Origin of the sequence: Pseudomonas fluvialis (genome assembly GCF_014207935.1) — a bacterium.
Classification (GTDB): domain Bacteria; phylum Pseudomonadota; class Gammaproteobacteria; order Pseudomonadales; family Pseudomonadaceae; genus Aquipseudomonas; species Aquipseudomonas fluvialis_A.
This window is the reverse complement of sequence record NZ_JACHLL010000001.1, coordinates 477021-490680: the sequence shown is the minus strand read 5'-3', so window position 1 is coordinate 490680 and position 13660 is coordinate 477021. Positions and strand designations below refer to the sequence as shown.

General features: G+C 64.6%; 7 protein-coding genes. 4 read left to right on the top strand and 3 right to left on the bottom strand.

All coding sequences use genetic code 11. The annotated features are described in order from the left end of the window. The first annotated feature begins 118 nt into the window (after positions 1 to 118). Entirely contained in the window at positions 119 to 1936 is a 1818-nt protein-coding gene (gene typA, locus HNP49_RS02205) for a translational GTPase TypA (RefSeq protein WP_184680231.1), read from the top strand. Positions 1937 to 2007: 71 nt separating this feature from the next. Here the strand turns inward: typA and HNP49_RS02200 are convergent, their stop codons facing one another. Continuing rightward, a complete protein-coding gene (locus tag HNP49_RS02200) occupies positions 2008 to 4587 on the bottom strand; it encodes a CHASE domain-containing protein (protein WP_184680230.1) in 2580 nt (859 codons plus the stop codon). 57 nt (positions 4588 to 4644) lie between these two features. Then, positions 4645 to 5985 carry a DUF3422 family protein gene (locus HNP49_RS02195; RefSeq protein ID WP_184680228.1) on the bottom strand — a complete coding sequence of 447 codons (1341 nt, stop codon included), beginning with the start codon at positions 5983 to 5985 and terminating at the stop codon, positions 4645 to 4647. A gap of 253 nt (positions 5986 to 6238) precedes the next feature. Between HNP49_RS02195 and cptA the strand changes: the two genes are divergently transcribed. Continuing rightward, positions 6239 to 7975: a phosphoethanolamine transferase CptA gene (gene cptA / locus HNP49_RS02190; RefSeq protein WP_184680226.1), complete on the top strand. Its 1737-nt coding sequence runs from the start codon at positions 6239 to 6241 to the stop codon at positions 7973 to 7975. Positions 7976 to 8019: 44 nt separating this feature from the next. Here the strand turns inward: cptA and HNP49_RS02185 are convergent, their stop codons facing one another. Beyond that, a complete protein-coding gene (locus tag HNP49_RS02185; RefSeq protein ID WP_184681145.1) occupies positions 8020 to 8415 on the bottom strand; it encodes a YkgJ family cysteine cluster protein in 396 nt (131 codons plus the stop codon). 229 nt (positions 8416 to 8644) lie between these two features. Between HNP49_RS02185 and HNP49_RS02180 the strand changes: the two genes are divergently transcribed. Further along, positions 8645 to 12286 carry a DUF2339 domain-containing protein gene (locus tag HNP49_RS02180; protein WP_184680224.1) on the top strand — a complete coding sequence of 1214 codons (3642 nt, stop codon included), beginning with the start codon at positions 8645 to 8647 and terminating at the stop codon, positions 12284 to 12286. An 8-nt stretch (positions 12287 to 12294) separates the two neighbouring features. Beyond that, positions 12295 to 13638 carry a DUF3999 domain-containing protein gene (locus tag HNP49_RS02175; protein ID WP_260407029.1) on the top strand — a complete coding sequence of 448 codons (1344 nt, stop codon included), beginning with the start codon at positions 12295 to 12297 and terminating at the stop codon, positions 13636 to 13638. The last annotated feature ends 22 nt before the right edge of the window (positions 13639 to 13660 follow it).

Genomic DNA, 13660 nt, shown 5'->3' with positions numbered 1-13660 from the left:
GAATGGCGGCAGTATCCGCCATCGCCCTCCCGACCTGCGCCTGCTGTAACTGACGCTTCATACGGGTCGCGCACGCTGCGTGGCCATGACAGACCGAATCCCTTAGCGAGACATTATCGTGATCGAAAATCTGCGCAATATCGCCATCATCGCCCACGTCGACCATGGCAAAACCACCCTCGTAGACAAGCTGCTGCGCCTGTCCGGCACCCTCGACCGCAAAGAAGCGGAAAACGAGCGCGTGATGGACTCCAACGACCAGGAAAAAGAGCGGGGCATCACCATCCTGGCCAAGAACACCGCGCTGAAGTGGGGCGACTACAGCATCAACATCGTCGATACCCCCGGCCACGCCGACTTCGGCGGTGAAGTAGAGCGCGTGATGTCGATGGTCGACTCCGTGCTGCTGGTGGTCGACGCCCAGGACGGCCCGATGCCGCAGACCCGTTTCGTGACCCAGAAGGCGTTCAAGGCCGGCCTGCGTCCGATCGTCGTGGTCAACAAGATCGACCGTCCGGGCGCGCGTCCTGACTGGGTCATCGACCAGATCTTCGACCTGTTCGACAACCTCGGTGCCACCGACGAGCAGCTGGACTTCCCCATCGTCTACGCCTCGGCCCTGAACGGTATCGCCGGTCTGGACCACGAGAAGATGGACGACAACATGGATGCCCTGTTCCAGGCCATCATCGACCATGTGCCGGCCCCGCAGGTCGACACCGAAGGTCCGTTCCAGATGCAAATTTCGCAGCTGGACTACAACAGCTTCCTCGGCGTGATCGGCATCGGCCGTATCGCCCGTGGCCGCATCAAGGCCAACACTCCGGTAGTCGCCATCAGCGACGACGGCACCAAGCGCAACGGTCGCGTGCTGAAGATCATGGGCCACTCCGGCCTGCAGCGCGTGGAAGTGGCCGAAGCCGAAGCCGGCGACATCGTCTGCGTCTCGGGCATGGACGAGCTGTTCATCTCCGACACCCTGTGCGATCCGCAGAACGTTGAAGCGCGTCCGCCGCTGACCGTTGACCAGCCGACCGTGAGCATGACCTTCCAGGTCAACGACTCGCCGTTCGCCGGCAAGGAAGGCAAGTTCGTTACCAGCCGCAACATCAAGGACCGTCTGGACAAAGAACTGCTGCATAACGTGGCCCTGCGCGTCGAGGCCGGTGAGTCCGCCGAGAAGTTCAAGGTTTCCGGTCGTGGCGAGCTGCACCTCTCCGTACTGATCGAAACCATGCGCCGTGAAGGCTTCGAGATGGCCGTGGGCCGTCCGGAAGTGGTGATCATCGAGAAGGACGGCGAGAAGCAGGAGCCGTACGAGAACGTCACCATCGACATCGAAGAGCAGCACCAGGGTTCGGTGATGGAGCAGATGGGCCTGCGCAAGGGCGATCTGACCAACATGGTTCCCGATGGCAAGGGTCGCGTGCGTCTGGAGTACACCATTCCGGCGCGTGGCCTGATCGGCTTCCGTAACAACTTCCTGACCCTGACCTCGGGCAGCGGCATCCTGACCTCGACCTTCAGCCACTACGGTCCGATCAAGGCCGGCGAAGTCAGCAACCGTCAGAACGGCGTACTGGTGTCCATGGCCACCGGCACCGCGCTGACCTACTCGCTGGAAACCCTGCAGAGCCGCGGCAAGCTGTTCCTGGCTCCGGGCGACGAGATCTACGAAGGCCAGCTGTGCGGCATCAACAGCCGTGACAACGACCTGGTGATCAACCCGACCAAGGGCAAGAAGCTCGACAACATGCGTGCTTCCGGCAAGGACGAGGTTATCGCCCTGGTTCCGCCGATCAAGTTCACCCTCGAACAGGCGCTGGAATTCATCGCCGACGACGAGCTGGTGGAAGTGACGCCGAAGTCGATCCGCCTGCGCAAGAAAATGCTCAACGAGAACGACCGCAAGCGCTACGAGCGCAGCAAGGTCTAACTCGATCTTGAGTGAAAAAGCCCCCGCCGGCCTCAGCCTGCGGGGGCTTTTTCGTATGGGCCTGGCCGGGCTCAGTCTGTCGGCAGATCAAAATGGAAGGTAGTGCCGCTGCCGATGCTGCTGGTGTAGCCGATCTGCCCGTGCATGCGCTCAATCAGCGTCTTGCAGATGCTCAGACCAAGCCCGGTGCCGCCTTGCTGGCGCGTGTCCGAGCTGTCGGCCTGGGCGAACTTCTGGAAGATGCGTGATTGGAAGTCCGGGTCTATGCCGGGGCCGTGGTCGATTACCTCGACGTGCACCCTGTGGCCTTCCTGGCGGGCACGGACTTCGACCGTCTGCCCGGGTGGGGAGAACTTCACCGCGTTGCTGATCAGGTTGCTCAGCACCTGCTGCAGGCGCAGGGCGTCGGCGTTTACGCGGCAGTCCGCCGGCAGGTGCTGGTCATCCAGCTGCAGGTGCACGGCGAAGCTGTCGGCATAGCCCTGGTTGTGCGCCAGGGCCTGATGCAGCTGGTGCCTCAGGTTGAGTGACTCTAGGTGTAGGCCGGCCTGGCCGGATTCCAGCTTCTCGATATCGAGGATGTCGTTGACCAGGCTGATCAGGCGTTCGCTGTTGCTCTGTGCAATCTGTACCAGTTGCACCGCCGCCTCGGGCAGAGGCCCGGCCACTCCGCCGGCGAGCAGCCCGAGCGAGCCCTTGATCGAGGTCAGCGGGGTTCTCAGCTCGTGGCTGACGGTGGAGACGAACTCGCTCTTCAGGCGCTCGATCTGCTTGCGCTGACCGATGTCGCGCAGCACACCGATATAGCGCCGCTGGCCGGCCAGTTCGTATTGGCTCAGGCTGATCTCCAGCTCCAGACGATGGCCTTCGGCATGCCGGCCGATCAGTTCACTCGGTTGTTTACGCAATGCCTCGTCGGGCTCGGCCAGGCTCGGCAGCAGTTCGGCCAGGGCGCGCCCCGGCAGCTGTGCAGGATCAAGGCCGAACAGGCTGGCGGTGGCCGGGTTGGCCCGCTCGATGCGGCCTTCATCATCGAAGATGAGAATAGACTCGGCCGCGTGATCAAGGATTGCGCTCAGCTCCAGAGTGCGCTGGCGCACCTGTTGGCGAATCTGCTCGGCGCGCCCGCTGATCGAGAGCAGGAAGCCGCCCAGCAGGCTGCACAGCAACAGCCCTCCAGCCAGCACGGTCCAGGATTGCAGGCTGTGCTGGCGCAGCAGGAAGCTTTCGCTGGGGGCGATGCTGATCTGCAACTGTCGGCCGCCGATTTTCAGGGTGTCACGCCAGGTCAGCGACTCCGCGTAGGTTGGCAGGCTCAGACTTTCAGGCCCCAGCAGTTTGACTGACGGTACAGATGTCATGTCGAGCACCTGCAACTGGTAACCATCCTCGGGATAGGCGGCGAGGGAGTGGCGAATCAGCTCGTTGGCGCGCAGCACGGCCACGGCGAAGCCACGTAGCTGCTGGCGCCGGGCCTGAACCGTGGGTGGTACGGATCCGGTCTGGTAGACCGGCTGAAATACCAGCATGCCCGGACGTGGCTGGTCGTCCTGAACCAGAGTGATCGGCGCGGTCATACTCAGTTGTCCGCTGTCGCGGGCGCGGTCCAAGGCTTCCCGGCGGATCGGGTCATAGTAGATGTCGACACCCAGGGTGCGCGACTCGTCACTGACCGGTTCGATAAAGGCGATCGGCACATAGAAATCGCGTGAAGGAGCAGGGTTCAACTGGCCATCGCTGTCGCGCTGGCGGATGGGGTAGCCCGTCAGGGTCTGCTCGAAGGCCGCGCGTTCGGAGGCTTCGATCCAGGGGTTCCAGCTCAGTGCATGCAGGCCGGGTAGGCTGCTGCGCAGAGGGCGGGCGAAGTGGGTGAAGTCTCGCCGGTCGACCCGCTCGGAGGCGACGAACAGCCGTTCGATAGAGCGCAGCGCCAGAGCCTGTTGCTGGAGGCTGAGCTGGATGCTAGCCAGCATCAGCTTGGCCTGTTCGTGAAAACGCAGGCGCAGCTCGTTCTGCTCGACCTGACTGGCGCGCAGGAAAATCAGCACCACCAGTGCGCAGCCGGCCAGCAGCGGCAGGCCGACGCTGGTCAGCCGATTGCGCCACAGGGCACGGGGTTTGGCGAAGACGATCAGGGTCAGCGGCAGGGCGATCAGCACGCCGATACTGTCGCCGACCCACCAGGTCCAGGCGCTGGTGGGCCACTGCGCCGCTGTGATCACGCCATTGAACAGCAGGCTGCCGCTACCCAGACCGGCGCTGAGCAGGCAGGCCAGCGGGCCGCCGAGCAGCAGGGTGAGGAAGATGCTGCGCTCGCCGGTCAGCGAATCGGGAAAGCCGACATGGCGCCGAATCAGCCAGGCGCCGAGGGCACAGGCCAGAGTGCTGCCGCTGGCGATGCCCAGGGCTATCTGCAGGGCGCCGGCATCCAGCGCCGGGGCGATGCTCAGGTTGAGCAGGGTCGAGCCGATCAGTACGCCGGGCAGCAGGCGGTAGCCCCACAGCAGGGTTGCGGCCAGGCCGATGCCCATGGGCGGGAAGATGGCAGTGGCAAAGCCCGGCGGTATGGCCAGCAGCAGTGCCAGGCGGCCCGCGAGAATGTAGGCCAGGACGAGCAACAGCAGCTTGATGGGCAGGGAGCGCTCGGTCATCACGGGTCGGTCTCGTTGGCATGCTTAGGACAGTAAAGCAGTTGCCGGGCCGGTGACTCAGGGACCGTTGCCCTTGCCCAGCAGCAGGCTGCGTTTCAGGCGGCGCATGCTCAGCCACACCGCGCCGATGCAGAAGGGCACGGCGAGGCCGGTGGCCAGGTGGCTGTCGTTGATCAGTCCAAGGCTCTCGGCCGATTCCGCCAGGTATTTGCACAGACCGACCAGGTAGTAGCTGATCGCCGCCACGGACAGGCCTTCCACGGTCTGCTGCAGGCGCAACTGGGTGTTGCTGCGCCGGTCCATGGCCAGCATCAGTTGCTGGTTCTGTGTCTCGATGGTCAGGTCGATGCGCGTGCGCAGCAGTTCGCTGGCGCGGTCAATGCGCAGGGCCAGGTCGTCGAGACCGCGCTCGCTGGCCTCGCAGGTGCGCCAGGCCGGTGTCAGGCGGCGCTGGAGGAACTCGCTGAAGGTCTGCAGACCCGGATATTCCTGCTCGCGCAGTTCGGCTAGGCGGTTGATGATCAACTCGTAGTAGGCGCGGGCGGCGGAGAAACGGAAGTTGTTGTCGGCGATCAGCTGTTCGATGCCGGCCGCCAGACTGCCCAGTTCGACCAGCAGGCGGCGCTCGTCGGCCAGGTCCTGAATCTGGTTGATCTGCAGGATGGCACCGGCCAGCTTCTGCTCCATCGTGCGTACCTGTGGGGCGATGGTCTTGGCCTGGGGCAGGGCCAGCAGCAGCATCATGCGGTAGTTCTCCATCTCCAGCAGGGTGCGCACCAGGCGTCCGGTCTGGCAGGGATTGAGCTCCTGATTGTGGATCAGCAGGCGCCCGCAGCCGTCGCTGTGAATGCGGTAGGCGCTCCACAGGCGGGCCTGACCGCCGCTGACATGGGAGCTGATCAGGCGCTGGCCCTCGAAATACTGGCGCATGTCATCCGGGCTGGGCGACTGTGCCGGGGCGGTGGCGATGGCCACATGGTTGCTGCTGATCAGTCGGCCGGGCAGGGCGTTCAGCCAGTTTTCCGGGAGCAGAGCGAGGGCGGTCTGGGTGAAGGGCTCGCCGCTACCGTCCTTGCTCACCAGGGTGTAGGTGGAGAACTCGGTATGCCGTTCCCAGCGCAGCTCGAAGCCGCCGAAGTCCTGGTAGTAGCAGGACGACTGCGGGCTGGGCGGCAGCACGGCATGGCGCTCGCAGAGCTTGAGCAGGTGCTGGTATTCCGCGCCGGGCTGCTGCGGGTCGGGCAGCAGCACCAGTTGCGAGAGTGCCGCGGGAGTTGGCAATACCGGGAAGGGCCGGGCATGTAGCTCGTTGAAAAGCGCTTCGCGCTCGGGGTGAAAGCGCAGGCGCTGATGGAGATCGCTGGCATTGGCCGGGGATTGCGGGAGGAGCTGATTCATGGCGAAGGATCTATGGTCGGCGGCCATCCATGTGTTGCTGGGCCGCATAAAGTGCAGGTTGGCTGTGTGACGTCGCGTGTGCCGGGCTCGCCACAGTCATGCGTAATCAATGGGTTGTGGAGCTTATGCGCGGCCAGGTCGCTGGCCCATGAGGCGTTATGTCGCACCTGTTAAGAAAGGCTTAATGCAGCCTTGACAAAGATTTCACAGGCGCTTGGGCATAAAGCATCCATCAACTTCGGGTGAGATCGTTATGTCGACAGTGCAAGAGCGTCAGGCGGGTAGCAGGATCGACTGGGCCGGTATCGGCTGGATGTTCCTGTTCTTCTGGTATTTCTCCGGTGTCACCCACCTGATGATCAAACTCAGCGACAGCGCCGGTTTCAGTGGCCTGCGGCAGTCGATCATCATGAGCCTGATCTGGCTGGCTCCGCTGCTGCTATTACCGGCCCGCACGCGGATGCTCGGCGGTGTACTCGGGCTGATCCTGTGGCTGGCCTCGCTGCCGGCCTTCGGTTATTTCCTAGTGTACGGCCAGGAGTTCTCGCAAAGCGTGATCTTCATTCTCTTCGAGTCCAACGTGGCCGAAGGCAGCGAATATCTGGCGCAATACTTCAGCTGGTGGATGCCTCTGGCCTATCTGGCCTACGCTGGCGGAGCATGGCTGCTGTGGCGTCGTTTGCGCCCTGTGTACCTGGGCAAACAGGCTCGCGTGCTGGTGCCCGCGACGCTGGTACTGGCCGTGCTGGGTTATCCGCTGGGCAAGGAGTATGTGCAGACTGACAGCTGGGGCGAGGCCGTCGAGCACCTGCAGACGCGCATGGAGCCCGCAGTGCCCTGGCAATTGGTGATGGGCTTTGAAAAGTATCAGCAGCAATTGAGTGAAATGCAGCGGTTGCTGGCCAGCAACGCAGCGGTTGCGCCCTTGCGCAACTTGCAGGATATGGAAGGCGATAAGCCGCGTACGCTGGTGCTGGTCATTGGCGAGTCGACCAACCGGCAGCGTATGAGCCTGTACGGTTACCCGCGGCAGACTACTCCGGAGCTGGATACCCTGCGCGATCAGCTGGACATCTTTGACAATGTGGTGACTCCACGGCCCTACACCATCGAAGCCCTGCAACAGGTGCTGACCTTTGCCGATCAGCAGAATCCCGAGGCTTACCTGACCACGCCCTCGTTGCTGAATATGATGAAACAGGCCGGTTACAAGACCTTCTGGATCACCAACCAGCAGACCCTGACCGAGCGCAACACCATGCTCACCACCTTCTCCAAACAGGCGGATGAGCAGGCCTACCTCAATCAGAACCGCAACCAGAATGCCCGTCAGTACGATGGCGATGTGCTGGAGCCGTTCGCCAGGGCGCTGGCCGACAACTCGCCTCGCAAGCTGATCGTGGTGCATCTGCTGGGCACCCACATGAGCTATCGCTTCCGCTATCCGCAGGAGTTCGAGCGTTTCACCACGGATGAGGGGGCTCCCAAGAACGTTACCCGTCATCAGCTACCGACCTACAACAGTTATGACAACGCCGTGCTGTACAACGATTTTGTGGTGGGAAGTCTGATCAAGACCTATGCCGAGACCGACCCCAATGGTTTCCTGGTCTACCTGTCTGATCATGGTGAGGCTGTATTCGATGCGCCGGCGGCGTCGGTGCTGGGGCGTAACGAGGCCAGTCCGACTTCACCGATGTACACCGTGCCGTTCATCGTCTGGCGTTCGCCGCAGTGGCGTGCCGACGACCCGCGCGATCTGCAGGCTGCGCGCAGTCGCCCCTACAGCAGCGAGCATTTCATTCACACCTTTGCCGACCTGGCGCGTATTCGCTTCGATGAGCTGGACCTGAGCAAGAGCCTGGTCAGCCAGCAATTCGAACCGCGTCCGTTGCTGATCGGCAATCCGACAGTGCCCAGAAGCATGATCGATTTCAGCCTGATCCAGCCCCGGTCGGTGGTCGACGGCAAGAAAGTCGCGCAGAACTAGCGGTTCGCTCTCCGCCTGTCTTGAGCCGCCCGGTAGGGCGGCTCTCAGGCTTTGGGTTTGTAGGCGCAGTAGCCGGGGCGTGGGCCGACGCGAGGATGGTTGCGACAGGTGTCCGGGCGCTGGTCGTAGATGGTGCACAGACGCGTCTTGCGGTCCAGGTACAGGCAGTCGTTGTTGCTCAGGCGGGTGAGCGTGAAAATGCCCGACTTCTGATTGAAACGCTCGACTATCCCTTCTTTTTGCAGGCGCTTGGCGATGTTCTTCGCCGGCTCATCCTTCTCGAACGCATCCACTACGCCGATGCGGATTAGGTCACTCAGGCGCACCTCCACCGGCAGGGTGCAGCAGGTGGAGTGGCAGCTGTAGCACATGTCCTTGTTGTAGCGTGCCCAGGTGTCGAGACGCTCGATATCGGCGGCAGGGATCAGGTTGTTCTTCATCATCGGTCATTTCTCGGCGCGGCCCGCAGCGCGTGGCGGGCGCGCGATGATAGCGGCTGGCGGGCATTTGTGAATCGTTGGCAGATGTTCGGTGCGGGTTTGCTCGGTGCGGGTATGTGTCGCACGGATCTGTTGCCGGCGTCTCTACTGGCAGGTGCCGGGCTGGATATACTCGGCCCGGGTATGACTGTCACGGATGCAACCGCCCGTGGGCGCGAGGGAAGCACGCATGCAATGGATCTTCATGGTGGTGGGTCTGCTGGTCGGGGGTGTTGCCGGCGAGTCGCTCACCGGCGCCCTGCTCGGCGGGGTCTGTGGTCTGGCGCTGGGGCAGGCACTGCGCCTGCAGATGCTGGCAGCCGACAACCAGCGTCTGCAGCAGGAGCTCAAAGGCTTTGCCGAGCGCTTCGAGCGTGGCACCCAGGCCATTCATGCGCGACTGGTAAAGGTTGAGCAGCAGGCGGCGCCTGAGGTATTCACCGTCCCGGCGGAGGCTCCTGTGCCCGAGCCTGAACCAGAGCCGGTTCCCGAATCAGCCGACTTTTCAACGCTGGCGGCCAGTGCCGAGCTGGCGGAAGCGGCCATGCCAGCGGCTGCTGTGGATGACAGTGAGCTGGTCTGGGAGCTGCCGAGCGATTTGCCGTCGCCGGCGGTCGCCGCTGCGACCGTAGCCCAGCCCAGTGCGCCGCAGGTCGAAACCGTGCATGTCGCGCCGCCTGTGCGTCCGCAAACACCGCCACCTCCCGCCCCGCCGGGGCTGATCGATCAGACCATCGATGCCGTGCGCAACTGGCTGTTCGGTGGCAATCCGGTGCTGCGTATCGGCGCGGTGCTGCTGTTCCTCGGCCTGGCCTTCCTTCTGCGTTATGCCACCGAGGGCATGGTGGTACCGGTCGAGCTGCGCTATGCCGGCGTTGCCGCCGCGGCTGTCGGCCTGCTAGGGCTGGGCTGGTGGCTGCGTCACCGGCGCGAGAGCTATGCCCTGATTCTGCAGGGCACCGGGATTGCCGTGCTGTACCTGACGGTCTTCGCCGCCATGCGCCTGCACCCGCTGATCGACCCCAAGGCGGCGCTGGCCCTGCTGGTGCTGGTCACGTTGTTTTCGGCGATTCTCGCGGTCAGCCAGAATGCGCTGGGCCTGGCGGCTGCCGCCGCGCTGGGCGGGTTCGCCGCGCCGATCCTCACTTCCACGGGCAGCGGCAACCATGTGGCGCTGTTCTCCTATTTCATCCTGCTCAACAGCGGCATCCTCGCCATCGCCTGGTTCAAGGCCTGGCGTCTGCTCAACCTGATTGGTTTCCTCGGCACCTTCGGCATCGGCTTCGCCTGGGGGCTGCGTTCCTACAAACCGGAGCTGCTGGCGTCCACCGAGCCGTTCCTGGTGGTGTTCTTCCTGATGTACGTGGCCATCGGTCTGCTGTTTGCGCGGCGTACGCTGCGTGATGCGGACGATGCGCCGCAGTCTGCCGAGCGCGGCGAGTGGCTGCGCTGGGCCGTGGGCAAGGGCGATTATGTCGATGCCACGGCGTTGTTCGGCCCGCCTCTGGTGGGCTTTGGCCTGCAGTTCGCGCTGGTTCGTCATCTGGAGTTCGGCGCCGCCTTCAGTGCGCTGGCGCTGGGCCTGTTCTACCTGCTGTTGGCGCGCCTGCTGATCGGGCGTGTTGGTCAGCGGGCACAGCTGCTGGTGGAGACCTGCCTGGCGCTGGGCGTGGTATTCGGCTCGCTGGCGATCCCCCTGGGCCTGGATGCGCGCTGGACCTCTGCGGCCTGGGCGGTCGAGGGGGCCGGGATCTTCTGGATGGCCCTACGACAGCAGCGCCGTCTGGCTCGGGGCTTTGCCCTGTTGCTGCAGTTCGGCGCCGGTGTGGCTTTCCTGTTCGATCTGCAGCGTGGAGGCGACACCCTGCTCGCCGGTGCGCCGCTGGGCGCGGCGATGCTGGCGGTGGCGCTGCTGTTCAGCTTCTGGCAGCTGCGTCAGCACCGGGCGCTGGTCGGTGACGGCGAAGCGCGGCTGTTGCCGTGGCTGGCCGTCAGCGGCCTCGGTTTCGCCTACCTGATCGCCCCGCTGTGCTTCGCCGTGGATGGCACCGCGATCAGTTGGGCGGTGGCGGGTCTGCTGACCCTGCTGGCTGGCTTGCGCCTGCAGTCGCGCAGTTTCCTGTTCAGCGCCTTTGCCGTGCAATTGCTCGGCGGCGCGCTGTTCCTGGTCGACATGGATGGCAGTCAGCTGGGCTCTGGCCTCGGTGCCAGCTGGCGCAGCCTGCTGGCCGCCTCGCTGATCGGTCTGTTGCTGATTGGCGGCATGCTGCTGGCCGGGCGGCACGCGATGGTGCGCGAGGACCGTCGTCTGTTGCGCGGGCTGACCCTGGTGCTGCTGCTCGGCCTGGTGTTCATCAACCTGGCGGTACTGTTCGTTCTGCCATGGCTCAGCGCCAGCGGCGTCTGGGCGGCTACCGGGTTGCTGATTGTCTGGCTCAGCCTGCATCTGCAGCAGCGCGCCAGTTTCATCTTCGGCCTGTTGCTGCAACTGCTGGGTGGCCTGACCTTCTTCGCTGTCAGCCCGCTGCTGCTGGGGCAACTCAGTGGCGAAGGACTGACGCCGCTGGCTCATGCCGGCTTCTGGACGCCGATGGCGCTGGCGCTGGCGGCGCTGTTCGGCAGCTGGCGCCTGCGCCTGGCCGAACAGGGTGATGGTCTGGGGGCACTGAATCTGCAGCGCCTGGCGCAGCTGTTGCTGGTGTGGGGCGCGGCCTGGTGGGCGCTGACCCTGGCCAGTGAGGTGCTGCGCTTTGTCGACGCACCGCTGCAGACTGCTGCCCTGCTGTTGGTGGCAGTGGCCAGTGTGCTGCTGGCGACGCTGCTGGCGGTGCGCCTGCGCTGGGTGACTCTGGCGCTGCTGTGCAGCCTGCTGATGCCAGTGGCGGGCGTGATCCTGCTGTGGGCCTGGCACAGTCAGTACCACCCGCTGGCGAACCTGGGCTGGCTGGCCTGGGCGGCGATGTTCGCCGTGCATGCGCTCAGCCTGCGTCGCCTGGCCACGTTGCTGCCGGCCGGACCGCAGTCGGCCGCCCATGTGCTGGGGCTGTGGCTGCTGCTCGGTGTGCTGGCGCTGGAGCTGCGTTACCTGCTGATGCTGCTGGCCGAGGCCTACAACGCCTGGCGCTGGCTGGGCTGGAGCGTTCTGCCGAGCCTGTGGCTGCTGCTGGTCTGCCGGGTGCAGCGCCTGCCCTGGCCGGTCGCCGCCTTCCCGCGCGAATACCGGCTGTGGGCGTCCCTGCCGCTGGCACTGCTGATGCTGCTGTGGTTCTGGCTGGCCAATTCCTTCAGCGCTGGCGATGCCGCGCCGTTGCCTTACGTGCCGCTGCTCAATCCGCTGGAAATCGGTCTGCTGCTGGCGCTGCTGGGCGCCGGCCTTTGGCTGCACGAAGGACTGCCGGAGTTGGGTGTCGAGGTTGAGCGCGGTCGCCAGGTGGTCGCGGTAGTGGTCGGTGCCTCGCTGTTCGCACTGGCCACGGCCATGGTCTTCCGCACGGCGTTCCACTGGGCCGGCGTGCCATATCAGTTGTCGCTGCAGCTGGACTCGATGCTGGTACAGGCCGGCCTGTCGATTGTCTGGACCCTGATCGCCCTGGCGCTGATGATCGTCGGTCACCTGCGTGTGCGCCGTGAGCTGTGGGTGGTCGGTGCACTGCTGATCGCGGTGGTGGTTGCCAAGCTGTTCTTTGTCGAGCTTGGCAACCGCGGTGGTCTGGAGCGCATCATTTCGTTTATCGGCGTAGGCGTGCTGTTGCTGGTGGTGGGCTACTTTGCGCCGCTGCCGCCGCGTCAGGATGAAGCCCGTGAGGAACAGGCTCGTGAGGAGTTGCAATGAAGCCCTTGATGGCCCTCTTGTTGGTGCTGGCCACACCTGTTCTGGCGGTCGAAAAGGCCGAGGACTTCGCCTGGCAGGCGACCTTGCAGACGCCGGTCGCCGGACCCTGGTTCCAGCTGGACCTGCCGCTGCCGGCACTGCTCGCCGCGAAGCACAGCGATCTGCGCGACCTGCGCGTGCAGAACGCTCAGGGCCAGTTCCTGGCCTACAGCCTGCTGCAGCCAGCGGCGGAATATCGTCAGGCCGAGCAGAGCCATGGCGTGCGCTGGTTTCCCCTGCAGGCCGAGCAGGCTGCCACCGGCTTGCCGCCGGGATTGCGCATCGAGAGCAGCAGCACGGGCACGTTGGTCGAGGTACAGCCAGCGACGGCGCCAAGCAGTCAGCCGTTGCCGCGTCAGGGCTGGTTGCTGGATGCCAGCGCCATTCAAGCGCCTCTGGTGCGCCTGAGTCTCGACTGGGATGGCGCCGAGGGCTTCCAGCGTTTTGCCGTGGAAGGCAGCGATGATCTGCAGCACTGGCAGGCGGTGGGGGACTATCAGGTGGCGCGCCTGAGCTTTGCTGGTGATCGCATCGAGCAACGCGAGATCAGGCTGCCGGCGCTGCGTAGCCGCTACCTGCGACTACTCTGGCGCTCGCCCGCGTTGGCCCCGGAGCTGACGGCGGTGCAACTGGTCAGCGTTCAAGAGGGGTATGTCGAACCGCCGCTGCTGTGGTCAGAGCCCTTGCCGGCGCACCAGCTGGATGCGCAGTCCTATCAATGGCAACTGCCGCGGGCACTGCCGGTGCAGGCTTTGCGTCTTCCGCTGAGTGACGCCAACAGCCTGGTTCCGGTGCGGGTGCAGGGGCGAGTCGACACCACCCGGCCATGGGGCGCGGTGGCTCAGGGTGTGCTCTACCGCTTGCCGCAGCAGGGGCGCGAAGTGCGTGAGGAGGAGCTGCGCCTGCCGGGTTGGCCGCTCAGTGAGCTGCGCGTGCAGGTCGATGCACGGGGTGGCGGTTTCTCCAGTGCGCCGCAGTTGCAGTACGCCCTGAGTGGTCAGCGTCTGGTGTTCCTGGCTCGTGGCGAGGGGCCTTATCGTCTGCTGCTGGGCAATGCGAAGGCTGCCCCGGTCGAGTTGCCGTTGGCGACGTTGATGCCTGGCTACAGCAGCGAGCCGTTGCGTGAGTTGCCCAAAGCCTCGCTGCTGCTACCGGCGGAGCCGTCCCCGCAGGAACAGAACCAGGCGGGGACGATCACCAAGGAACCAAGGGCCGACTGGCAGCGCCTGGCATTGTGGGCGGTGCTGCTGGCCGGTGTGCTGCTGCTGGGACTTATGGCTTACAGTCTGTTGCGTCCACGCAAGCCGGTGTGAGCTGCTTCACATTGTGCGGCGG